Origin of the sequence: Butyricicoccus sp. AF18-9LB (assembly GCF_027684505.1) — a bacterium.
GTDB classification, from domain to species: Bacteria; Bacillota; Clostridia; order Oscillospirales; family Butyricicoccaceae; genus Agathobaculum; species Agathobaculum butyriciproducens.
In genome coordinates this window covers 16,089-36,269 of sequence record NZ_JAQCWA010000023.1, presented here as the reverse complement: position 1 = coordinate 36,269, position 20,181 = coordinate 16,089, and the positions used below count along the sequence as shown (strand labels likewise).

The following is a 20,181-nucleotide window of genomic DNA, read 5'->3' as shown; positions in this document are numbered from 1 at the left end:
GTGCAATTTATCCTCGCAGGCCCTGTCCATCATAACGCGCTAACGAATTGCGCGGCACGGATATGCCGCGCCTGCGTGGAGTAAACCGCCTGTGTAGCAGTAACATAGCCGAAATGCGAATATGCGGATACCACGCGGAAGAAAAATCCTCTGCCGTTCCCCTTTTTTCGCAGCGGTCACATATAGGAAATCTGCGCCGGAATATCCCCAAGGGAAAGGGGTGATTCACAAGAGGGTGGAAACCGCAGGTGTCTACCCTCTTGTGCCCCCGCCGGGTAGGCGCATTTTCCGACGTTTTCCCTTGTGCAATGCCGCAAAATGCGCTATACTTATTTTATATGACTTGAAAAAAGAGGTTACAGCAATGAAACTCCAAACCAGACTGGCGGTGCTGGTGTGCAAGGCATCGGGCGCTGTTCTGCGCAAGCTGGGACGCGGCGGCACCAACCTGCCGGGCAAGCTGGCACTGAAAATTGATAAAAATATTCTGGGTGAGCTGTCGCGCGGCGTAAAGGTCACGGTCGTGACCGGCACGAACGGCAAGACCACCACCTCCCGCATGATCGAGCAGGCGTTCGCCGATGCGGGACTCAAATATTTCTCCAACAAGTCGGGCGCGAACCTGCTGACCGGCATCATCGCGGTATTTGCACAGCATTCCACGCTGTCCGGCAAATGCCCGTACACGCACGCGCTCATCGAATGCGACGAGGCGGCCTTCCGCAAAACGAGTGAATACCTGCCGGTCGAATGTCTGGTCGTCAACAACATTTTCCGCGACCAGCTTGACCGCTACGGCGAAATTACGCACACGCTCAACGCCATCCGCGAGGGTATCACGCATGTGCCGAATGCAACGCTCTGCCTGAACGCGGACTGCTCGCTCACCGCTTCCCTTGCGGACAGCGTGCCGAACAAGATCGTCTGGTTCGGCGTGAATGTCCCGATTTACAAGGAGACCGCTCACGAGCTGTCCGACGCACCGTACTGCATCCACTGCAAGACCGAATATGAGTACGACTACATCACCTACGGCCATCTCGGCGGCTTCCGCTGCCCGAAGTGCGGCTACCACCGCCAGACACCGCAGGTCGCTGTCACCAAGGTGCTCGCCACCGGCGCGGACTCGTCCGACATCGTACTGGACATCTTCGGTCACGAGCACGAGGTACACGTCAACCTGCCGGGCGGCTACAACATCTACAACGCCGCCGCAGAAGCCGCTGTCGCGCACGTTGTCGGCATTGACGAGCAGACCGCGGTCAGCGCGCTTTCTCAGTTTGAGTGCGGCTTCGGCCGTGCCGAGCAGTTCAAGCTCGGTCAGGCGCAGGCGCGCATGATGCTGGTAAAGAATCCTGCCGGCTTCAATCAGGTCATCAACCTGATCGCGCACGATGAGGGCAATTACAAGCTGGCATTCCTGCTCAACGACCGCTTCGCGGACGGCACGGACATCAGCTGGATCTGGGACGTTGACTTCGAGGCACTCGCCGACCAGCAGGTGCGCTTTACACGCGTACTGGTTTCCGGCGTGCGTGCGGATGATATGGCGCTGCGTCTCAAGTACGCAGGCTTTGCCCCCGAGCGTACCGAGGTTATCCGCGAGTACGACAGGCTGCTGACCGAGATCGGCTCGGATGAGACACCGGCATTCCTTATGCCGACATACACTGCCATGTTCGACCTGCGCGGTGAGATCAGCAAGCACACCGACGTTAAGGCGTTCTACGAATAAGGGGGAAACTGCAATGGAACTGAATATCTGCCATCTTTACCCCGACATTCTCAATCTGTACGGTGACCGGGGCAACATTATCACGATGAAGCGCCGTCTGGAGAGCCGCGGCATCAGCGTCAATGTGGACGAGTGCTCGATCGGTCAGCCGCTCGATGTGGACAAGTACGACATTTTCTTCATCGGCGGCGGACAGGACTTCGAGCAGGAGGTGCTGCTGCGCGACCTCGCCTCCGGCAAGGGCAAGGACATCTGCACCGCTGTTGAAGAAGAGAAGGTGTTCCTCGCCATCTGCGGCGGCTACCAGATGCTCGGTCAGTATTACAAAACGTGGGACGGCGTGCAGCTTGACTTCATCGGCGCGATCAATGTGCACACCATCGGCGCGAAAGAGCGCATGATCGGCAACTACATGTACCGCACAACGCCCGAGAGCAGCGGCTCCATCGTGGTCGGCTTTGAGAATCACTCGGGCAAAACCTATCTCGGTGAGGATGTCGCGCCGCTCGGCATGATGATAAAGGGCTACGGCAACAACGGCGAGGACCAGACCGAGGGCGCACGCTACAACAACGTGTTCGCCACCTACTCGCACGGCTCGCTGCTGCCGAAGAATCCCGTGCTGTGCGACTTTATCCTGCAGACCGCGCTCGACCGCCGCTACGGCAAGACCGAGCCGCTCGTGCCGCTCAACGATACTCTTGAGCTGAACGCGCACAATTATATGGAGCAGCGATTGAGTAAATAACCTGATAAAAGTTACAGAAAAAGGCATGATTTGGAGTCATGCCTTTTCTATTTGTCTCTCTGCGGAAAATATGTTAAAATATTATCAAGAGAAGATCGGGAGCAGCTCCCGACAGAAAAGGAAACGAGGAGGCACATCACATGAAAAGGAGAATGATCGCAGCAGCACTGGCATGCCTTGCCTGCGCGGCTACCGCAGCGCCGTGGAGCAGGCGGGCGGCACCGTGCTCGAGGTGCAGTACTGCGACGCGCAGCCCGGCCGTGCGGCAGCCGCGATGGAGGTTGTCATGCAGAAGTATCCGCAGGGTGTGGACGCGGTGCTCGTTACCAGCGATGATATGGCACTTGCGGCCATCAAGTGCATCTGGGATAACAACAGCGACGCCTACCGGAAAACCGTTATCTGCGGCTTTGACGGCAATCAGGCTGCGGTGGAAGCGCTCGACCGCGGTGAGCTGACTGTCGATATTGCCCAGCAGGGCTATGAAATGGGCTACAAAGCCGTCGAGGCCGCTTTGGACGCACTCGAGGGCAAATCCGTCGAATCGGTGATCGACTCGGGTTCCGAGGTCATCACAGCGGACAATATCGACGCATACATTGCCGACTGCAGGGAAAAAGGTCTTTGGTCGTAGCAAAAAGAGAGAGTTTCGTTTGAAACTCTCTCTTTTTTATTCTTCCGAACAGTATATCTGCTAAAATTTTCAGCATATCGCGCGATAGCGCGCATTTAATAGAATCGCAACGCGATTCATAAAAACCGGGAGCATGTATCTGCGCAGCGCGGCCGAGAAGCCGCGCAAGGATAGCGCCGGTTTTTATACCCTAAGAGGGAGAAAGTTTCCGTATGGGAACTTTCGGACGACTTTGGAACGGCCTACGGTCCGTTCCTCTTGTCGGCCAAACCGTGGTTTGGCGACAGCAATTAAAAGCCTTCTCGATGCACCAACTGATACAGCAGTGCATTGACGATGGACGCGGCTACATTCGAGCCGCCCTTGCGGCCTCGTGCGATGATATACGGCGTGTCCCCGCCGATGAACAGCTCCTTCGCCTCGACCACGTTGACAAATCCGACCGGCACGCCGATGACGAGCGCAGGCGCGACAATGCCTTCCTCAATCAACTCATGCAGACGGATAAGCGCAGTCGGCGCATTGCCGATGGCGAAGATGAGCGGGCCTTCAAATTTGGCGGCGTGCTCCATCGAAACGACTGCCCGCGTGACACCGCGCGCCTTGGCCTCGCTTGCCACCAGCTCATCCGCCATCAGGCAGACCGCCTTTCCGCCGAGCTTTGCCAGCGTCGCCTTGCTCACCCCGGAGAGCGCCATATTGGTATCGGTAACCACCGTCGCCCCTGCCGCAAGCGCGGCCTTTGCCTTTTCAATCACATCCGGCGAAAACGCGAGGCTGTCCGCGTAGTCAAAATCCGCCGTGGTGTGGATCACGCGCTTGACTACCTCAGCGATGCCTGCCGGAAACGTGCGCTCGCCCAGCTCGGCAGTGATGATCTCAAACGACCGCTTTTCAATGTCCTGCGGCTTCATGTATCCGTTCAAAATTCGATTCCCTCCCGCGCAGCGATGCCCTTCTCAAACGGGTGCCGCTGCATTTTCATTTCTGTAATGTAGTCCGCGTGTGCCTGCAGCGCTTCGGACGGACCCCGTCCGGTCAGTACGACCTCGAGCGTTTCCGGCTTGGTCTCAAGAAATTTTACGACCGTTTTCTCATCCAGAAAGCCGCACGAGATTGCCGCGCAGACCTCATCCAGCACGAGCAGCCGCGCGTGCTCCCGCACGGCAAAGCCGGTTGCCGCATCGAAGGTGCGGGTGAGCGCGTCCGCTGTCTCCCGCTTCTCCGCCTCCGTCATGCGGAACGAGAACTTGCCGACCGGATTGGCTGCCATAACGGTCACGTCGGGCAATTTCGCCAGCACGCGGCACTCGCCCGAAGTCCCATCCTTGAGAAACTGCGCGAACACGACCTTGTTTCCGCGACCCGCGCAGCGCACGGTCAGTCCGACCGCCGCCGTGGTTTTGCCCTTGCCGCCGCCGCAGTACAGGTGAATGAGTCCAGTCATGCTTTTCCCTCCATTATACGGTAAATCCACTCCATATCGAGCGATTTTCGCACCGAATCCGCCAGTTTGTCGTACTGCTGTTCCTTGTAGGCGTGCGTATCGAGTGCTTCGCCGGTCAGCGTCACGCCCTTCTTTTTCGCCAGTGCCTGCGCCGTCCGCAGCGCCGCCTCCGGCGCATCGAACACGCCGTGCAGATAAGTGCCGAAGGCGTTTTCCGTCTGACAGCCGTCCTCGATTTCGCCTTCCCTGCGAAGCAATCGAACGAGCGGCTTTGCACTCGCGTCGCGCACGGTTTCGCCCATGTGAATCTCGTAGCCCTCGACCGCCAGACCGCTCAAATCGGACAGCACGCCGTCAATCTCAAGCAGCGCGCCGCGCGTCTGCGTCGTGGTCTTGCTCGGGCGGAACACCGTGTCGATCGGCAGCAGGTTCATGCCGCGCAGACTGCCGCCGCCCTCGGTATTATCCGGGTCGGAGACCGTGCGTCCCATCATCTGGTAGCCGCCGCAGATGCCGAAAACCGGCGTGCCTGCCGCGTGCGCCTTGAGAATCTGCGCCTCCATGCCGCTCTCGCGCAGCCAGCGCAGGTCTGCCAGCGTGGACTTGGTGCCCGGCAGGATAATCAGGTCGGCTCCGGCAAGCTGCGCCGGTTTGTCCGCATACGCGACACTCACGCCGGATACACGCGAAAGTGCGGAAAAATCGGTGAAATTGGACAGTCGCGGCAGCTTTACAACCGCAATGTTTACCAGTGCGGGAGCAGCCTTTGCGTCCAGACGCTCGGACAGGCTGTCCTCATCGTCGATGTCAAAATGACCGTACGGCACCACGCCGATGACCGGCTTGCCGGTCAAATCCTCGAGCTGCGTCAGACCCGGCCTCAGAATCTCCACGTCACCGCGGAATTTATTGATGATGAGACCGTGAATGCGCGCCTGCTCGTCCTCATCGAGCAGCTTGACCGTGCCGTACAGCGACGCGAACACGCCGCCGCGGTCGATGTCGCCGACCAGCAGAACAGGCGCATCCACCAGCTTCGCCAGACCCATATTGACAATATCATCCTGCTTGAGATTGATCTCCGCCGGACTGCCCGCCCCCTCGATCACGATAATGTCGTTCTCGGCGGCAAGGCTGTCAAATGCGTCCTTGATAATGGGCAAAAGCGCCTTTTTGCGGCCCCAATACTCCCGCGCGGTGCGGTTTCCCTGCGCCTCGCCCATGATGATGACCTGCGAGCCAACATCGCTTGTCGGCTTGAGCAAGATCGGGTTCATGCGCACATCGGGCGCGATGCCCGCCGCCTCGGCCTGCACGACCTGCGCGCGGCCCATCTCCCTGCCGTCCGCCGTGATGAACGAGTTGAGCGCCATGTTCTGTGACTTGAACGGCGCAACGCGGTAGCCGTCCTGCCGGAAAATCCGGCACAGGGCCGCGCAGAGAAGGCTTTTGCCTGCATTCGAGCACGTTCCCTGTATCATGATTGTCTTTGCCATTTTACACCTCACATTGGGTATAATTAGTAATGATTTGCAGTAACCGCTCACTCGCTTCTCTCGTTTTTACCGCAACGCGATAGTATCCCGCCGAAAGTCCGCGATAATTATCGCAGTTTCGTATCATTATGCCGTGTTCAGCGAGTTTCTTGTGCAATCCGGTATCGTTTGAGCGGAACAGCAGGAAGTTGGCCTCGCCCGGAAAGACGGTCAGTCCGCAGGCTGCAAGTCCGTCGGATAAAAACCTGCGTTCCTCGGCAATGCGTTTGGCGGTCTCGGCGGCCCAGTCCGGCTCGTTTGCCGCCGCGACGGCGCACGCCTGCGCGATGACCGACACGTTCCACGGCTGTCCGGCATGGTATAATTTCTCAATCAGCGCCGCGTCCGCCGTCATGCACCAGCCGAAGCGCACACCGGGCACGGCGTACATTTTCGTGTACGCGCGCAAGATGATCAGACCGGGATTGGATTCCAGCAGGTCTTTCAGTGTGTGCTGCACGGCGTCCTCCAGAAAGTCATTGAAACACTCATCCACAACCGGTTTTACGCCGTTTTCTGTACATTTTCGGACGATTTCCCGCAGGAGCTCCGGTTGGGCGGTTCGTCCGGTCGGATTGTTCGGATTGCAGAGATAAACCGCATCCAAATCCGGTGAAATCTCGTCCAAAATACGTTCTGTGAGCGCAAAACCGTCCGTTTCCCGCAGATTATGCACCCGAATCTCCGCACCTGAGAGCGTGCGCTCGTACTCCGCAAAGGTCGGTGCGGTGAGCAGCACCTTGCGCGGTTTCAGCACCGCCGCAAGACGGTCGAGCACATCCGCCGCACCGTTGCCGCAGTACAGAAAATCCGGATTGACGCCTTCTCTCGCACCAATCGCCTGCCGCGCGGCGCGGCAAAACGGGTCGGGATACTGCGTGCAGTTATCCACAGCCCTGTGCATGGCCGCGCGTACCGCGTCCGGTATGCCGAACGGATTGATGTTCGCGGACAGGTCGAGCGGCGCGAAGCCGTGGCGGTCGATGTAGGTTTGGATATCGCCGCCGTGGACATAATTAAGCATTTTTTCATCCTTTCAAATGCGAGTTTTCTCTCCCGCATAGCATCCTAACTTTTTACGATCAGGCGGATTACACAGCACAGCACCAGCGCAAACACGCTTGCCGCCGTCATCAGATCGACCGCTGCGAGAATATCCGTGCGGTCTACACGGCGCATCTGATCACCGAAGGCGGCTTTTTTAACGATTTTGCCGAAGTAGCTGGCATCGCCGCCGAGCTGGATGTGCAGCGCGCCCGCGCACGCGGACTCGGTCTGACCAGCGTTCGGACTTTTGTGCTTATTGCGGTCTCGGCGGTAAATCCGCAGCGCATTTCGGTTATCGAGATGCAGCATTCCGGCACCGGCGATCATGCACAGGGCGGACAGTCTGGCAGGGATAAAGTTGAAAAAATCGTCCATTTTTGCCGAAAACTTGCCGAAATACTCATACTTTTCGTTATGATAGCCGACCATGGAATCCAGCGTGTTGACCGCCTTGTACAGCATGCCGAGCGGCGCTCCACCGATGAGCATGAACACGAGCGGCGAGACCACACCGTCCGTCAGGTTCTCAGCCACGGTCTCAACAGCGGCCTTGACAACGCCCTCCTCGGACAGCTCTGCGGTGTCGCGGCCGACGTACCACGCGATGGCCTTGCGGCCCTCCTCGAGCGACTGCTTGACCGCGCCGTAGACATGATAACCGGCGTCCGCAAGGCTTTTTCGTGCGAAAATCATCCAGCAGAGCAGCGTTTCGACGACAAAACCGAGCCAGAAGTTCACATGATACAGCCAGCGCAGAAGGAAAAACGGCACGGCAAAGCTCATACCGCAGGTGATGAGCCAGAGTAAAATTCCGGCGAATGTCAGTGCCGCGGGCGTTGCGGGAAAGATGCGGCGCAGCACTTTTTCAGCCGCTGAGATGAGTTTTCCGACCGCACATACCGGATGCGGCAATTTTTTCGGGTCTCCGAGCAGCCAGTCGAGCGCGAAGCCGAGCAGCACGGCAAGGGTTATCGTCATGGTTGTTCTCCTTTGATGAATTGCGGCACGCCTGCGATCACGCGCACGACTGCATCTGCTTTCTGTGCCAAAGCACAGCACAGGCGACCAACCGTTTCACGCCAGTTTTCGTCCGCACGGTCGATGGGAACGATGCCGCAGCCGATCTCATCGCAGGTGATAACGTGTCCGCACAGCGTATCTGCGAGTGACAGCGGGTCTTTGTCTTCCTTCAGCATTTTTCGCACAATTTCGTGCAGATTTTCAATTCTCGGCAGGTCTGCATACAGGTTTTCGGCAACTTTTCGTTTCCCCTGATATGCCCCGCCAATGATGAGCACGGTCATAAAATCAGTCCTCCAATCGCTGCTGCCGCAAGCGTGATCAGTTCCGACAGCGAGATGCAGAATCCCGCCAGGTCTCCGGTTACACCGCCGAACACGCGGCGGCTTATGTGCTCATGCACAGCATACCACGCAACGAGCACGATAACGAGCACTTTCGCCGCAGCAAGCGCGTGCGGCACGCGGTATATCCACAATCCGAGAAGCACCGCAAACAGAACAAATTCAGCAATTAACATGCGCGATACCGCGCGTTTATCGCTGTTTTCCGCAAAGATATGTGCGAGTCCGCTGTCTTTTGCGCACGGTGATGCAACCACCTTACGGCCGCCCATTGTCCGTGCAAAAGCAAATCCTGTGCATGCCAGCGGAAGAAGCACAGGCCGATCGTAAATCTGGGCAAAACAGCCAACCTCGGCCAGTAGGAATGCCATCAGCCAGAGCGGCCCAAACGCGCCAACGTGCGGGTCCTTGAGAATGTTCAGCCGCTTTTCTCGGTCACCGAACGAGCACAGCGCGTCGCAGGTGTCGCACAGGCCGTCCAGATGAATGCCGCCGGACACTGCCAGAGGAATCAGCGCTGCGATCACAGCGTAAAACACGCCTGCCGCGCCGAAATGCACGCAAAATGCGAACCAGAACCACTCTATCGCACCGATCAGCACACCGATGAGCGGCAGGAAGCCAAGTGCCCACCGCATGGTCTGTTTTTCCCAGTTCACTTGCGGAACAGGTATCGCAGAATACATTGAGAACGCGACCCAAAGTCCGCTGATTACACTTTTCACGGCTGTTTTCCCTCCTTTACCGGCAGTAAAATCCCGCATACCGATTCATATACCGCGTCTGCTTTCCCAGTTAATTTCTGGTGCAGTTCTCCTAAAATCCGGATATACTGCATGGTCTCCGGCGGGTACGGCACGCCGTCCGCAAAGATTTCGTTGGAAACGATAACCAGCGTTTCACAGTATTTTTGCAGATTATCCACGCCTGCAACAATGCTGTCGAACGCCGATCCTGCGCCTGCGCCTTCCGGCGCAAACAGCTCGTTTGCCAGCAGATTGCCCAAATCCTCGAGCAAAATTCCGTCGTATTGCTGAGAGAGCCTGAGATTCGCTAAGTCAAGTGTTCTCTCTACCGTAGCGAACCCCTTTCCCGCACGAAGCGCCCGATGCCGCGCAATCCGCGCCTCTGCAGACTTGCCGAACGGCTGCATGGTCGCCAGATATAATCGACTCTGTGCTTTTTCACACACCAGTCGTTCCGCGTGCTCCGACTTGCCCGAAGCCGCTCCGCCGGTCACTAAAATCAGCATTTTCGCTCCCCTTTCTGAATTAGACTTGCAATCCGCTCTGATTTTCGATACAATAACTTTATCCGAGTAAGTTGAGGTAAGAAAAAATGGAGCTGCATTACGATATCACCAAACAGGATTTCATTGATTTTAATTTGAATTATTACAACAATAATGCGATTGTTCAACGCAGCATTCGCACCATGAGAATCGCCACCGCGGCTATTGTCATTCTCGGCGGCAGTGCGCTCATGTACTGGCTGCATACGCTCACGCCGGTTTCCATCGCGGTTTACGTTGCGCTCGCTGCCGTCTGCTTCTGGGGCACACCGCGCTATATGCGTCATAAAATGATCAAAAATATCGAGAAAATCCTCAAGAACGCAAAGAATAAACAGCTTTGCGGACCGAAAACGCTCACGCTGCGTGAAAGCGAATTCGAGCTGTCCGGCGAGAACGAAGATACCGTTTACCAGTATTCGGCCGTTCAGCGCACCGCAACCGATGACAAGCATTATTATGTTTTTGTTGATGAATTCTCCGCGGTCATCGTGCCGTTCTCAGCGTTTGAAAACGATGCGCAAAAGCAGGAGTTCTACAACAAAATCACCGCAAATATCGCAGATGAAGCGCTGAAATGCTAAGAATTTGAACCGTAAGCACCGAGTTAACGCTCGGTGCTTTTTGCTGCACGCAGTATTCCTGTAAAGAATGCGGGCAGATCGCATTTATCGGCGTTACACACAATATTTATATAAAAATTTGTGCTATCTGTCAGACAAACAACTACTTTTGCGGCTGATATGCCTCTATTCCAATGTCCGCGAAGCTCACCATTTCCCGATATGGCGCCAGTGCCAGGTCCAAAAGTGCCACGCCTGCCGCCGCGCCTGTCCCCTCCCCGAGATGCATGCCCGCCGTCAGGAACGGCCGCTTGCCGAGTGCATCGAGCAGCAAAATGCTCGCCGGTTCGTCCGATCTGTGCGCTGCGACCATAAAATGCACAGACTGCGGGCACAATCGCACCGCGAGAAGCGCCGCCGCGCACGAAATCACGCCGTCCAGCACGACCGGGATGCGCTGTGCCGCCGCACCCAAATACAGACCGCACAGACCCGCGATATCCAAACCGCCAACCTTATGCAGCACGTCGATCGAGTCATTCGGGTCGGGTTTGTGAAGCGCCAGCGCCGCCTCAATCACCGCGATTTTCCGCTCCAGACCGGCCGTTGACAGACCCGCTCCGCGTCCTGTGACCGCCGCAGCCTCCGCGTCGGTGAGCGCCGCCGTGACTGCCGCACTCGTAGTCGTGTTTCCGATGCCCATTTCGCCGCCAATGAGCAGCGAATATCCCTTTTCGGCACACATTTCTGCCATTTTAATACCGATTTCGACCGCTTCGAGCGCCTCTTTCCGCGTCATGGCAGGCTCATGCGCAAGGTTTGCAGTTCCGCGCCGAACGGAAAATTGCAGCACTTTTTCGCTCTTTATCGGCTGTGCAACACCTATATCGACCGGAAACACGTCCATTCCGAGCTGTTTTGCCATTAGACACACGGTGGACTCGCCGCGGCCCATATTTTCCGCGACCGTTGCTGTCACCTCCTGCCCACACTGCGTCACGCCCTCGGCGACCACGCCGTTATCCGCGCAGAAAACAACCGCCGCGCGTCTGGAAATATCCGGCACCGGCTGACCGAGAATACCTGCAAGCTGCACGATCGCGTCCTGCAGAAGCCCCAGTCCGCCGAGCGGCATGGCAATATTTGCAAAGCGGTTTTGCGCCGCCGTCATGCTTTTTTCATCCAGCGGCCGGATGGCAGAAATAGTCTGTTCAAGTGTCATTTTCCGCTCCTTTCTGCGCATTTCCGGACAAAATTCGCAACAATTTCAGTTTTCGCACGGAAATACAAATGTGGAAATCCTGCATAGAGCGTATCCGATGCAAAGCCGCAGTCCCACGCGCGCCCGTTTGGCTTGACCGCATGAAAATCTGTGCCATTATCCACAGCCTGTGCATAATGAAACTCGTGCACAGGAAATTGTCCACCGGCTTCGCACAGCAGGTTATCACTGTTTGCCGTGAGCATGACATAGCCGAACGGCTGCAACCTGCGCGTCATGTGCGCCGAAGTCGGCAGCACACCTGCCATTTCCGCGCCGTCGAGCGACTGCATCAGATAAAGAAATCCGCCGCATTCTGCAACTGTCGGTAAACCGTTTTGAATCGCTTTTTTGATAGAATTTCGCATGATTTCATTCTCTGAAAGCCGTTTTTCATACAATTCCGGATAGCCGCCGCCGAGATACAGACCATCGATATTCTCCGGCAGCCGCTCGTCTGTGAGCGGCGAAAACGGCACAAGCTCTGCCCCCAGCTCGCGCAGCACATCGAAGTTATCCTCATAATAGAAGCAGAATGCGCGGTCCTTCGCTACCGCGATCCGCACCGGAAAATCGGTCACACGAGCGAGCGGCATGTGCGTATCGGTCAGCGGTTTCGCCGTCTGTGCTAATGCACACAACGCGTGGAGGTCAATGCCCTCCTCTGCCGCATCCGCGAGCCGATCAATTTTCTCACGCAGGTCGGACAGCTCATCCGCCGTCACCAGACCGAGGTGGCGGTCAGGTATTTCGGCCTCCGGAACCGGCGGCAAAAAGCCGAGCACAGGCAGTCCCGCTTTCCCTGCAATTTGTTTGTAAAACGAGTACATTCCCGCCGAAACGCCGTTCAAAATCACTCCTGCGAGCGTATTTTTCGCAAATGTGCGGAACCCGTGAATCTGTGCCGCAAGCGACAGCGACTGCCCCTTAGGCCGCACGATCAGCACCGCAGGCGTGCCGGTTGCGCGGGCCAGATGCGCCGCCGAAGCCGTATCCGTCGTACCGGAAACGCCGTCGTAAAAGCCCATGACGCCCTCGATCACACCGAGACCGTCCGGCCGGATATGCCGCGCAAGCTGACTGCAAATACCGGCCTCGTCCTCGAAAAAAAGGTCTAAATTGCGGCTCGGAACGCCCAAAACCGCCGTGTGGAACATCGGGTCGATGTAGTCCGGACCGCACTTGAATGCGTTGAGTGTTACGCCGCGGCGCTGCAGCGCCCGCAGAATCGCGGTCGTGACCGTCGTCTTGCCGCAGCCGCTGCCGGTGCCCGCAAGCAGCAGTCTTGGTGCATTATTTTGTGTCATTTTCGGCCCTCCCGGACAGAATAAACACCGGATTGTTCGCAGTCAGCATGGTATACGCGCCGACCGGCTTACCGCGCGTGGCCGCCAACTGTGTGACCTCAATGTCAGTAAATCCCAATTCTTTCAAAGCCGTCTGCGCCGCAAACAACGTCTCGAGCGCAATCGCGTTCACGACCACGCGGACTTCCGGATTTTTCTTCTTAGCAAGTGCCAGAATCTCCCGCATTCTGCCGCCGCTCCCGCCGACGAACACGCAGTCCGGTGCCGGAAGGTTCTCCAGTGCCTCCGGCGCAGGTCCTTCAATGATTTTCACATTGTATCCGCCGAGTTTTATGCGGTTTTCGTGCAAGAGCGCGACCGCTTCCGACTTTCGCTCGACAGCGTAAACCGTGCCGTCGCTGGCCTTGCGCGCCAGCTCGAGCGTGACCGCGCCAGTGCCCGCACCCACGTCCCAGACCGTGTCGGTCGGTCGGACAGTCAGGCGGTTCACCGACACCCACCGAACCTCTTCCTTGGTCATCGGCACCTTTCCGCGCGTGAGCATTTCATCTCGAATCGGTTCGTTTTTGTTCGCCGCACGCGGGTTTTCGATCAGCAGAACCGCTAAATCCGGGCACGAAAGCTGCGCGATCTCTGCGGCTGTGCCGTGCACAATCCGCTCATTTTCCGCGCCGAGGTTTTCCCCGAGATGAACGGGCAGCGCGCCCAATCCCGCGTCCGTAAGGCTGTTGCAAACCGCCTGCGCGTTGTTCTCGCCGCCGGTCAGCGCAAATGTTGCCGCATGGTAACTTACGGCACCGAGAATATTTCCTGTGCGACCGTGCAGGCTCTTAAAACACAGATTTTCGTAGGAAATGCCGCATTTCGCGCACATATACTGCATGCTTGACAATCCCGGCATGAGTGTTACCCCGCCGTATGGCAGGAGCCGCTCACGCAGCTTTCCGGCCGCGCTGAAGAATCCTACGTCGCCGGAAACCAACAGCGCCGTGTGCCGGGCATTACCGGAAATTGCCCGCTCAGCCAGCTCTGAGAACGCGCAGACCTCCGCCTTGGGCGACAGCGATGCGAGCCGTTTTGTGGCAAATACTTTCTCTGCGGCTGCAAGCGTGCGGACGGCTTCGCCGGTCAGCGTGTCCGCCGTGCCCATGCCTGCGCCGATGATGAAAAATTCCCGCTGCTGCTTTTCGTTCCGTAAACCGAGCAATTCCGTCAAAAACACCTGCATCTGCGCCTGATTTTTGCCGTTTTCCATACGCGGACGCGCAATGACCAGTACCTTTGCGCCGACCTCCTCGGCTGCCGCGACCTTCTCCGCAAAGCCGCCGGACACGCCGGTATCCTTGGTCACGAGAATTTTTGCGCCGGTCTCGCGCAGCAGCGCCGCGTTCATCGCCTGCGAAAACGGACCTTGCATGGCGATGATGTGCGCGCCCGGGAAGCCGAGTGCAGCGCACTTTTCGAGCACCGTGGCGGTCGGCAGCACGCGCGGGAACAGCCGCGTTTGGAAGTCCTGCACCGCCGTGTACGCTTCCAGTTCTTTACTTCCTGTGGTGAGCAGGACCGCGCCCTCGTGCGCGTTCAGCCAGTCCACTGCAGCGGCTGTGTCCAGCACGATTTCGCAGTTCTGATAAGGCAGGGCAGGCCGCAGCAGCCGCTCGTAGCGTGCGCCCGATTTCGCACAGGCCGCCCGCAGATTGTCGGTCACAGCCGCCGCGTACGGATGCGTTGCGTCGATGAGCAGCGTATCCGAGGTCAATCGCTTTTCCATCTCCCGCTCATCCAAGCGGCCCTCGTGAACCGTGATTCCCGCCATCGGCTCCATCACCGCCGCACCATACTCTGTGGCAACGAAAACATCTGCCTGCACGCTATTTTTCGACAAAAACCGGCACAAATCATGTCCTTCTGTCGTGCCGGAGAAAATCATCAGCTTCATACGCCGCGATACCCCCTCGGCGTGACCATGCGGCCGTCCATCACGCGCGTACGGCTGTTTCCGACAAACACGGTGGTCAGCATATCGACCTGTGTATCACGCAGCTCACCGAGCGTTGTAAGCGTGCAGCTTTCGCCTTCTCGGCCAATGCTGCGCACCAGACCGCAGACGGTTTCCAGCGGTACAATCTCCAGCAGGATATCGCAGGCACGGCGCAGATGGTCGGTTCGTTTTTTGCTCGACGGATTGTACAGCGCGATGCAGAAATCGCCAGCCGCCGCGCCGCGCAGACGCTGCTCAATCTTGTCCCACGGCGTGAGCAGGTCGGACAGGCTGATGCACGCAAAGTCACACGTCAGCGGCGAGCCGAGCACGGCGCCGCCCGAGCAGGCCGCCGTGATGCCCGGAATGACCTCGACCTCGAGGTTCGGCTCGTGCTCGCAAAGCTCGAGCAGCAGGCCGGCCATGCCGTACACACCGGCGTCTCCCGAGGACACGACCGCGACCGTTTTGCCCTGTTTTGCCGCCTCAACCGCCGCTTTGCAGCGCAAAACCTCGCGTGTCATGCCGGATTCGATGCGCTCCTTGCCCGAAATGAGGTTCTCGATCAAATCAAGGTACAGACCGTAGCCTGCCACACAGTCACATTTTTCCAGAGCACGCACCGCGCGCAGCGTCATCTGCTCCTCGCCGCCCGGCCCGATGCCGATGCAATACAGCTTCATGCTTCGCCCTCCTGTTCTTCAAACGTCACGCGCCAGTCCGGCACAGCGACAGCCGCCGTCACGCCGTTCTGCGCGAATTTATGCAAGATAAGTGTGCCGTTCTGTGCTGCGCACACAGCCGCGCGTTCGCACACATTATCTACGCCGACGGTCTGCTGCACGAACGCCGACCGGCTGAATTCGCCTTGTGCGTCCTGCATCTGCTCGGCCGTAAAGGTGCGGAACGGCAGTCCGTGCTTTTCGCAAAACAGCAGCAACCCCGGCTCATTCTGCTTGATATCAATGCTCGCCGCGCCGCAAATCGCCTGCCAGGGCAGCTTTTTCGATGCAAGTGCCGCCTGAACCGTCTGCTCGATGGCATCCGCGCTCGTGCCCTTGCGGCAGCCAATGCCGAGATACGCGATCCGCGGCACGAGATGCAGCGTGTGTGCAAACGGCTGTGCGTCTGTGCGGAATCCAATCGTGAACCCGCTTTCCGCGTCTTTTTTAAGGTCAATATGGGCGGGCAGCAGCCCGTCTACCGGAAAATCCGAGCGAACGCCCACGGTTTCCCCCCTGAGCAGCGCACCGGATACATATTTAATATGTTCCGGCTCCAGAACTGCACAGCTGTGTGCTTTTGCCCAAGTGTCCACGGCGAACACCTGCCGGCCGTCTGTCGCGGTGGTGAGCACCGGCACAGCCTGCAGACCCTGCGCAAGTATTTCTGCAATCTCGTTGGCACCGCCCAGATGTCCGGACAGGAGCGGAATCACGAACTTTCCCTGCTCGTCAATGACGATCACCGCCGGATCATAGGCTTTTCCCATCAAATACGGCGCCACTGCGCGTACCGCGATTCCGGTCGCGCCCACGAACACGATCAGGTCGCAATCGACCATCGCCTGCTGCGCAAAGCGCTTCAGGCTCGTGCCCGAGAGCGACGCATCCACCGTCCGCGCGTACCGCTCACACCGGAAATCCGGCAGGAGTTTTACCGCCCTTTGCACAGTCTGTGCGCCGCACAGGGTAAAGGATACAAATTTTGCGTGCTTCATCGGCTTGCCTCACGAAATTCGGTCGTAAAGGTCGGGTCGTACAGCTTGGAGCGCTCGTACTCGGTGCCGAGGAACCCGCCCACCGTGATGAGCGCGGTCTTGGTGATGCCCTCCCGCGCACCGGCCGCGGCGAGTTCACCGACCGTTGTCCGCACGACCTTTTCGTCCGACCAGGTGGCCTTGTACACGATAGCCGCAGGCGTGTCCGGCGCGTAGCCGCCCGCGATCAGCCGCTCGGACAGGCGCGGCAGCTGACCTGCCGACAGGAAGATGACCATGGTGGCTCCGTGTGCCGCGAACGCCTCGATCTGCTCCTTTTCGGGCACGGGCGTGCGGCCCTCCATGCGCGTCAGGATGACCGACTGGCTCACGTTCGGCAGTGTGTACTCGGCTTTTAGTGCCGCTGCCGCGCCGCAGAACGAGGACACGCCCGGGCAGACCTCGTAGGGAATCCCGCGTTTATCCAGCTCGTCCATCTGTTCTCTATGCGCACCGTACACGCACGGATCGCCGGTGTGCAGACGCACGACCGTTTTGCCCGCTTTCGCGGCAGGCGCCATCACGGCGATGACCTCCTCGAGCGTCATCTTCGCGCTGTTGTACACCTCGCATCCGTCCTTTTTGTAGTCCAAAAGCGCCGGATTGACCAGCGAACCGGCGTAAACGATCACATCTGCCTCGCTCAGCAGACGTGCGCCGCGTACCGTGATCAGGTCGGGCGCACCCGAGCCTGCACCCACAAAATAGATCATTCGCTTTGCTCCTTTACCAATATAATAGAGAAATAGCCGCTCGGCTGTTCAAGCGCATCTAAATCTTCGATCAGCCGCTGACCGTCCATGCCAACGCGTTCGATCAGCACCGCGCTGCCGAGTTCGCCGCGCTGCCGGAGCAGTTCGCGCACCTCCAATACACTCTTTCCGGTCTTCATCAGCACCTTGCTGCCGGAGAGCGCAAGCCCTTCCTCCGCCCTGCCGTGCGTGGCCGGAATGATGTGCAGCATTTCGCCGTCCTCGCACAGAGCGCGGCCCATGGCGGCAGCTGCAGCACAGAAGGACGGCACGCCGGGCACCAGCTCGGCTGCATAGCCGCGAGCGGCCACGCGCCTGTGTACATACCAGCAGGTAGAATACACCGTCGGGTCACCGAGTGTGAGAAACACCACGGTTTTGCCCTCGTCGAGCAGCGCACAGAGCGCGTCTGCCGCCGCGTCGTGGCTGGCGTTCCGCGCCTGCCTGTCGTGCGTCATCGGCATATCGAACAGCAGGATTGACTTGTCCTGCCCGATGTACGGCGAAGCAATATCCAGTGCGGTCTGTCTGCCGTCGGCGGACTTCGGTGCGGCGACCACATCGCACTCGCGCAGCAGCCGGATCGCCTTGGCGGTCAGCAGCTCCGGATCGCCCGGACCGACGCCGACTCCATATAAAATACCCTTCATTGCAGTTTCAACCTCTCACAGAGTGCGCGCGCGCCCGCCGACTCGGCCAGCACGCCGTATTTTCCGGTAAACATGATGAATTCCACGCGTGCCTGCCCCTTCATGCGCAGGGCGATACGGGTTTCCATTTCCCTGCCGATGCGCGACAGGACGGACCGGCGCAGATTCACCTCGTCCAGCAGTTCCACGCACGCGTCCACCGAGATGGCAGCCATCAGTCCTTCGAGTGTCTCGCGCGGTGCGCCGCACAGTGCCGCATGCGCGGTGAAAATCTCCTGCCGTGCGTCTGCGACCGATGAATGCGTGTTCATCACGCCTGCGGCCATCTTGACCAGCTTTCCGGCGTGTCCGACGAGCAGAATCTCCGGATAGCCGCGGTACGCTGCGTGGTCGAACGCCTCACCGATGAAGTTGGAGCACTTGACCGCGCGTTCGAGGTCAAGGCCGAGCGTGTCCCGCGCGAAATCCGCGCCGTAGTTGCCCGGGCACAGGAACGCAATGCGCTGTCCCTGCGCATACAGGCTGTCCAGCTCCAATCGGATGGTGTCCACGAGCGCCTTTTCGCTCATCGGCTCAACGATGCCGCTCGTGCCGAGAATCGAGATGCCGCCGACGATGCCGAGGTGGCCATTGTAGGTCTGGGCGGCAAGTGCCTCGCCGTCCTCCACCGAAATGGTGACAGAAAAGCCGCCGCCGTATCCGTTCTGTTCTGCGGCACGGTGCACCGCATCCGCAATCTGCTGCCGCGGACCGGGATTGATCGCCGCTTGTCCGACCGGCATCGCCAGTCCCGGGCGGGTAATCCGACCGACGCCGGCGCCGCCCTCTATGGCAACGCCCTTTTCGATTCGGCGCACGGAAGCCGTGATGCGGACCCCGTTTGTGATGTCCGGGTCGTCGCCCGAATCCTTGCGGACGGTGCAGACAGCCGCGTTTCCGCTCATATGCGCGTCCTCGACCGGCAGGCAGAAGGTGATGCCGCCCGGCGTGTGCAGGTGAATCTCCGGCGGCGCGATTCCGGTCAGCAGCAGCACAGCCGCCGCCTGCGAGGCCGCCGCCGCGCACGAGCCGGTTGTCCAGCCGCGGCGAAGCGCCTTGCCGCCGCGGTAGGTGGTGAGTTTTTCGTCCGGCATGCGGTGCACCTCCCTGTGAAATGTAATCCAATTTATTATAGCATACGCAGGCTTTTATTTGAAGTGCAAACGCGGGATGTCTTTTCCCTGCCCCGGTTTTCCGGTGTCGGAATTTTTATCATTTTCCGCGGCAGTGCCGCTCTCCCTGCGATTCTCCGTGAATTCTTCATCGCATTGTTTTAGTAGGATAACAAAAATTTTTTATAAATTCGCACTTTAATTGCCATGTTCTGTAAAATAATAAACTTTTCTAAGTGCGAGGTGAAAAAAGTAAATATTTTACGCAGTATTTTTGTACAAAAAGTCTGTTCAAAATTATCATTTTTCACAATAGTTGTTGATAATATTGATAAATACGCGAGATTTTTTTATTCATTCATCCAAATTGCACAAATACATCTTGACAAAGAATTTTAAAAGTGATAAATTTATCTCACGAAAGGACGAAAGGAGGCTGAGCAGGAAATGAAAAAGGTTATCTGTTCGGAACACGCACCCGCAGCCATCGGCCCGTATGCACAGGCAATTGCAGCAAACGGTATCGTATTTACTTCGGGTCAGCTTCCGATCGATCCCGCAACCGGTGCTTTTCCGGAAGGGATCGCAGCACAGACCAAACAGTCGCTCACCAATGTAAAGGCAATCCTTGCTGAGGCAGGAACCGGTATGGATCAGGTGATCAAGACTACCGTCTTCCTGAGCGACATGAACAATTTCGGCGCGATGAACGAGGTTTACGCCACCTTCTTCGGTGAAGGCAGCTACCCGGCACGCTCCGCTGTGGAGGTTGCAAGACTTCCCAAGGACGCTCTCGTCGAGATTGAGGTAACCGCTCTCCTGCCGTAAGGCAAACCAAAAAGAAAAGAAAACAGCAAAAAAGAAAGGTGCTGTCCGCTAGGCAAAGCCGGAACCGGAAAATTCGGCTTTGACGACCGGGGTACCTCCAAAACACAAACGGCAACAACGCCAAAAAA

General features: G+C 58.1%; 21 protein-coding genes. 5 read left to right on the top strand and 16 right to left on the bottom strand.

The genetic code is table 11. From position 1 onward, the window contains the following. The first annotated feature begins 364 nt into the window (after nucleotides 1-364). Genes PGY33_RS11620 through PGY33_RS11610 form a run of 3 tightly spaced genes read left to right on the top strand, consistent with a single transcriptional unit; the run spans nucleotide 365 to nucleotide 3,117 of the window. Nucleotides 365-1,735, top strand: a complete 1,371-nt coding sequence (locus PGY33_RS11620; protein WP_270478761.1) for a Mur ligase family protein — start codon at nucleotides 365-367, stop codon at nucleotides 1,733-1,735. Between the two features lie 13 nt (nucleotides 1,736-1,748). After that, nucleotides 1,749-2,483: a type 1 glutamine amidotransferase gene (locus PGY33_RS11615; RefSeq protein ID WP_117488874.1), complete on the top strand. Its 735-nt coding sequence runs from the start codon at nucleotides 1,749-1,751 to the stop codon at nucleotides 2,481-2,483. Between the two features lie 25 nt (nucleotides 2,484-2,508). Then, nucleotides 2,509-3,117 carry a sugar ABC transporter substrate-binding protein gene (locus tag PGY33_RS11610; RefSeq protein WP_330673834.1) on the top strand — a complete coding sequence of 203 codons (609 nt, stop codon included), beginning with the start codon at nucleotides 2,509-2,511 and terminating at the stop codon, nucleotides 3,115-3,117. Between the two features lie 290 nt (nucleotides 3,118-3,407). Here the strand turns inward: PGY33_RS11610 and PGY33_RS11605 are convergent, their stop codons facing one another. From PGY33_RS11605 to PGY33_RS11570, 8 genes are read right to left on the bottom strand one after another with little or no spacing between them, the layout of a single operon-like run. After that, entirely contained in the window at nucleotides 3,408-4,031 is a 624-nt protein-coding gene (locus PGY33_RS11605; RefSeq protein ID WP_270478762.1) for a precorrin-8X methylmutase, read from the bottom strand. Nucleotides 4,032-4,039: 8 nt separating this feature from the next. Then, nucleotides 4,040-4,564 carry a cob(I)yrinic acid a,c-diamide adenosyltransferase gene (locus PGY33_RS11600; RefSeq protein WP_195386226.1) on the bottom strand — a complete coding sequence of 175 codons (525 nt, stop codon included), beginning with the start codon at nucleotides 4,562-4,564 and terminating at the stop codon, nucleotides 4,040-4,042. Next, nucleotides 4,561-6,060: a cobyric acid synthase gene (locus PGY33_RS11595; protein WP_270478755.1), complete on the bottom strand. Its 1,500-nt coding sequence runs from the start codon at nucleotides 6,058-6,060 to the stop codon at nucleotides 4,561-4,563. The genes PGY33_RS11600 and PGY33_RS11595 overlap by 4 nt, the downstream gene beginning before the upstream one ends. A 1-nt stretch (nucleotide 6,061) precedes the next feature. Continuing rightward, nucleotides 6,062-7,123 (bottom strand): pyridoxal phosphate-dependent aminotransferase, encoded by a 1,062-nt coding sequence (locus PGY33_RS11590; protein WP_270478754.1) that lies wholly within the window; start codon nucleotides 7,121-7,123, stop codon nucleotides 6,062-6,064. A 44-nt stretch (nucleotides 7,124-7,167) separates the two neighbouring features. Then, nucleotides 7,168-8,124, bottom strand: a complete 957-nt coding sequence (gene cbiB / locus PGY33_RS11585; RefSeq protein WP_270478752.1) for an adenosylcobinamide-phosphate synthase CbiB — start codon at nucleotides 8,122-8,124, stop codon at nucleotides 7,168-7,170. Beyond that, on the bottom strand, nucleotides 8,121-8,450 hold the full coding sequence (locus PGY33_RS11580; RefSeq protein WP_118361808.1) for a bifunctional adenosylcobinamide kinase/adenosylcobinamide-phosphate guanylyltransferase: 330 nt from the start codon (nucleotides 8,448-8,450) through the stop codon (nucleotides 8,121-8,123). Before PGY33_RS11580 ends, cbiB begins: the two co-directional genes overlap by 4 nt. Continuing rightward, entirely contained in the window at nucleotides 8,447-9,235 is a 789-nt protein-coding gene (locus PGY33_RS11575) for an adenosylcobinamide-GDP ribazoletransferase (protein WP_158575052.1), read from the bottom strand. Before PGY33_RS11575 ends, PGY33_RS11580 begins: the two co-directional genes overlap by 4 nt. Continuing rightward, nucleotides 9,232-9,762, bottom strand: a complete 531-nt coding sequence (locus PGY33_RS11570; protein ID WP_117488890.1) for a bifunctional adenosylcobinamide kinase/adenosylcobinamide-phosphate guanylyltransferase — start codon at nucleotides 9,760-9,762, stop codon at nucleotides 9,232-9,234. Before PGY33_RS11570 ends, PGY33_RS11575 begins: the two co-directional genes overlap by 4 nt. An 86-nt stretch (nucleotides 9,763-9,848) precedes the next feature. On the opposite strand from PGY33_RS11570, the gene PGY33_RS11565 reads away from it, so the two are divergent. Further along, nucleotides 9,849-10,385 carry a YcxB family protein gene (locus tag PGY33_RS11565; RefSeq protein WP_118478340.1) on the top strand — a complete coding sequence of 179 codons (537 nt, stop codon included), beginning with the start codon at nucleotides 9,849-9,851 and terminating at the stop codon, nucleotides 10,383-10,385. 142 nt (nucleotides 10,386-10,527) lie between these two features. Here the strand turns inward: PGY33_RS11565 and cobT are convergent, their stop codons facing one another. Genes cobT through cbiD form a run of 8 tightly spaced genes read right to left on the bottom strand, consistent with a single transcriptional unit; the run spans nucleotide 10,528 to nucleotide 19,207 of the window. Continuing rightward, nucleotides 10,528-11,586, bottom strand: coding sequence for a nicotinate-nucleotide--dimethylbenzimidazole phosphoribosyltransferase (gene cobT / locus PGY33_RS11560; protein ID WP_118478338.1), 1,059 nt, complete (start codon nucleotides 11,584-11,586; stop codon nucleotides 10,528-10,530). Then, nucleotides 11,583-12,932 (bottom strand): cobyrinate a,c-diamide synthase, encoded by a 1,350-nt coding sequence (locus PGY33_RS11555; RefSeq protein ID WP_118478336.1) that lies wholly within the window; start codon nucleotides 12,930-12,932, stop codon nucleotides 11,583-11,585. Before PGY33_RS11555 ends, cobT begins: the two co-directional genes overlap by 4 nt. Next, on the bottom strand, nucleotides 12,919-14,871 hold the full coding sequence (gene cobK / locus PGY33_RS11550) for a precorrin-6A reductase (protein WP_270478747.1): 1,953 nt from the start codon (nucleotides 14,869-14,871) through the stop codon (nucleotides 12,919-12,921). Before cobK ends, PGY33_RS11555 begins: the two co-directional genes overlap by 14 nt. After that, entirely contained in the window at nucleotides 14,868-15,596 is a 729-nt protein-coding gene (cobJ, locus tag PGY33_RS11545; protein WP_270478744.1) for a precorrin-3B C(17)-methyltransferase, read from the bottom strand. The genes cobK and cobJ overlap by 4 nt, the downstream gene beginning before the upstream one ends. After that, nucleotides 15,593-16,633, bottom strand: coding sequence for a cobalt-precorrin 5A hydrolase (locus PGY33_RS11540; RefSeq protein ID WP_270478743.1), 1,041 nt, complete (start codon nucleotides 16,631-16,633; stop codon nucleotides 15,593-15,595). The genes cobJ and PGY33_RS11540 overlap by 4 nt, the downstream gene beginning before the upstream one ends. Further along, the gene (gene cobM / locus PGY33_RS11535; protein WP_270478742.1) at nucleotides 16,630-17,385 is read right to left on the bottom strand and encodes a precorrin-4 C(11)-methyltransferase; all 756 of its coding nucleotides are present in this window, start codon (nucleotides 17,383-17,385) and stop codon (nucleotides 16,630-16,632) included. Before cobM ends, PGY33_RS11540 begins: the two co-directional genes overlap by 4 nt. Continuing rightward, complete coding sequence (cobI, locus tag PGY33_RS11530; protein ID WP_270478740.1) at nucleotides 17,382-18,074, bottom strand: precorrin-2 C(20)-methyltransferase; 693 nt, start codon at nucleotides 18,072-18,074, stop codon at nucleotides 17,382-17,384. The genes cobM and cobI overlap by 4 nt, the downstream gene beginning before the upstream one ends. Then, nucleotides 18,071-19,207 carry a cobalt-precorrin-5B (C(1))-methyltransferase CbiD gene (cbiD, locus tag PGY33_RS11525; protein WP_270478739.1) on the bottom strand — a complete coding sequence of 379 codons (1,137 nt, stop codon included), beginning with the start codon at nucleotides 19,205-19,207 and terminating at the stop codon, nucleotides 18,071-18,073. The genes cobI and cbiD overlap by 4 nt, the downstream gene beginning before the upstream one ends. A 465-nt stretch (nucleotides 19,208-19,672) precedes the next feature. Here cbiD and PGY33_RS11520 point away from each other — a divergent pair, with 465 nt between their 5' ends. Continuing rightward, nucleotides 19,673-20,053 (top strand): RidA family protein, encoded by a 381-nt coding sequence (locus tag PGY33_RS11520; protein ID WP_110435180.1) that lies wholly within the window; start codon nucleotides 19,673-19,675, stop codon nucleotides 20,051-20,053. Nucleotides 20,054-20,181: the final 128 nt, after the last annotated feature.

Coding starts and splice junctions, on each gene's coding strand:
- PGY33_RS11620 (WP_270478761.1), top strand. CDS start 365: ATGAAACTCCAAACCAGACTGGCGGTGCTGGTGTGCAAGGCATCGGGC.
- PGY33_RS11615 (WP_117488874.1), top strand. CDS start 1,749: ATGGAACTGAATATCTGCCATCTTTACCCCGACATTCTCAATCTGTAC.
- PGY33_RS11610 (WP_330673834.1), top strand. CDS start 2,509: ATGATTTGGAGTCATGCCTTTTCTATTTGTCTCTCTGCGGAAAATATG.
- PGY33_RS11605 (WP_270478762.1), bottom strand. CDS start 4,031: ATGAAGCCGCAGGACATTGAAAAGCGGTCGTTTGAGATCATCACTGCC.
- PGY33_RS11600 (WP_195386226.1), bottom strand. CDS start 4,564: ATGACTGGACTCATTCACCTGTACTGCGGCGGCGGCAAGGGCAAAACC.
- PGY33_RS11595 (WP_270478755.1), bottom strand. CDS start 6,060: ATGGCAAAGACAATCATGATACAGGGAACGTGCTCGAATGCAGGCAAA.
- PGY33_RS11590 (WP_270478754.1), bottom strand. CDS start 7,123: ATGCTTAATTATGTCCACGGCGGCGATATCCAAACCTACATCGACCGC.
- cbiB (WP_270478752.1), bottom strand. CDS start 8,124: ATGACGATAACCCTTGCCGTGCTGCTCGGCTTCGCGCTCGACTGGCTG.
- PGY33_RS11580 (WP_118361808.1), bottom strand. CDS start 8,450: ATGACCGTGCTCATCATTGGCGGGGCATATCAGGGGAAACGAAAAGTT.
- PGY33_RS11570 (WP_117488890.1), bottom strand. CDS start 9,762: ATGCTGATTTTAGTGACCGGCGGAGCGGCTTCGGGCAAGTCGGAGCAC.
- PGY33_RS11565 (WP_118478340.1), top strand. CDS start 9,849: ATGGAGCTGCATTACGATATCACCAAACAGGATTTCATTGATTTTAAT.
- cobT (WP_118478338.1), bottom strand. CDS start 11,586: ATGACACTTGAACAGACTATTTCTGCCATCCGGCCGCTGGATGAAAAA.
- PGY33_RS11555 (WP_118478336.1), bottom strand. CDS start 12,932: ATGACACAAAATAATGCACCAAGACTGCTGCTTGCGGGCACCGGCAGC.
- cobK (WP_270478747.1), bottom strand. CDS start 14,871: ATGAAGCTGATGATTTTCTCCGGCACGACAGAAGGACATGATTTGTGC.
- cobJ (WP_270478744.1), bottom strand. CDS start 15,596: ATGAAGCTGTATTGCATCGGCATCGGGCCGGGCGGCGAGGAGCAGATG.
- PGY33_RS11540 (WP_270478743.1), bottom strand. CDS start 16,633: ATGAAGCACGCAAAATTTGTATCCTTTACCCTGTGCGGCGCACAGACT.
- cobM (WP_270478742.1), bottom strand. CDS start 17,385: ATGATCTATTTTGTGGGTGCAGGCTCGGGTGCGCCCGACCTGATCACG.
- cobI (WP_270478740.1), bottom strand. CDS start 18,074: ATGAAGGGTATTTTATATGGAGTCGGCGTCGGTCCGGGCGATCCGGAG.
- cbiD (WP_270478739.1), bottom strand. CDS start 19,207: ATGCCGGACGAAAAACTCACCACCTACCGCGGCGGCAAGGCGCTTCGC.
- PGY33_RS11520 (WP_110435180.1), top strand. CDS start 19,673: ATGAAAAAGGTTATCTGTTCGGAACACGCACCCGCAGCCATCGGCCCG.